This window comes from Cupriavidus sp. HMR-1 (assembly GCF_000319775.1).
In the GTDB taxonomy this organism is placed as follows: Bacteria; Pseudomonadota; Gammaproteobacteria; order Burkholderiales; family Burkholderiaceae; genus Cupriavidus; species Cupriavidus metallidurans.
Window position 1 is genome coordinate 1 of sequence record NZ_ANKP01000198.1, and the last position, 1,024, is coordinate 1,024.

At 67.4% G+C, this 1,024-nt stretch carries 2 protein-coding genes; both read right to left on the reverse strand.

Translation table 11 applies throughout. The features are described from left to right. Nucleotides 1-111: 111 nt before the first annotated feature. A complete protein-coding gene (gene fliO / locus D769_RS20155) occupies nucleotides 112-672 on the reverse strand; it encodes a flagellar biosynthetic protein FliO (RefSeq protein WP_008648906.1) in 561 nt (186 codons plus the stop codon). Beyond that, nucleotides 669-1,024 (reverse strand): flagellar motor switch protein FliN (gene fliN, locus D769_RS20160; protein WP_008648907.1); only part of this gene is annotated, 356 nt, incomplete at its 5' end. The genes fliN and fliO, both read right to left, overlap by 4 nt.

Here is a 1,024-nt window from a genome sequence, read left to right on the forward strand (position 1 = left end):
CGAGCGCCGATTCGGGCGCGAGCCACAGCACGAGCGGCAGCAAGGCCAGCAGGGTGGCGGCCACGCACGGCAGGCGCGCGGGATGCCGTGCGACGTCGGCACGCAGCGAGTTCATTTCTTGAGGTTTTCCTGCATGGCGCGCATCAGTCGCTCGCCAAATCCGCCCTGCATGTTCCGGGGCATTGCTGAGTCCGCCTGAGAGCCCGGCCGCGAATCGTCCGGAGAACCGGTGTGCGGTTGTGCTTCCAGCGTGTGAAGCGGACGGATTTCATTGGGCGACACACCAAGCACCAGCCAGGTACCGCCCACTTCCACCGTGACCACCCTCTGGCGCGGACCAAGCATCAGGCTGCCGACCACCTTCATCGACGCATTGCCCGAGCCCTGGCGCACCAGGCCGACGCGCCGCGCCACCCATGCCATCGCCAGGATCAGCGCGATGACGGCGAACAGGCCCAGACCGGCTTGCGCCAGGCTGGCCCCACTGCTGATGACGGGAGCGTTGGCGCCGGTGTTGCCAGTAGTGGCGCTGGTAGTGGTGTTGGTCGCGGCGCCGCCGGTGGGCGTGCCCGCCTGGGCCGTGCTGAGCACGACGTCGGCAGCCTGCGCGCCGGAAGCGGCAACGCCCACAAGGGCAATGCCCGCGGCAAGCCGGCGCGCGGCAACCATCATTTGTTGAGCTTCCGGATACGTTCCGACGGCGTGATGATGTCCGTCAGGCGGATGCCGAACTTGTCATTGACCACCACCACTTCGCCCTGGGCGATCAGGTAGCCGTTGACAAGCACGTCCATCGGTTCGCCGGCCAGGCCGTCGAGCTCCACGACCGAACCTTGTGCCAGTTGCAGCAGGTTCTTGATGGGTACCTTGGTGCGGCCGAGTTCCACCGTGAGCTGCACGGGAATATCGAGAATCATCCCGATATCGTTGTGGAACCCCGGCGGCGCTTCCTGCGCCAGCGGCGGGAACACCGTGGAAGCCGCCGGCGTGGCGGCGGGCATGGCTTGCGCCGTCGGTGCGGCAG

What these genes read in the sequence shown, in the direction of transcription:
- fliO (WP_008648906.1), bottom strand. Translation starts at nt 672, where the DNA reads ATGATGGTTGCCGCGCGCCGGCTTGCCGCGGGCATTGCCCTTGTGGGC.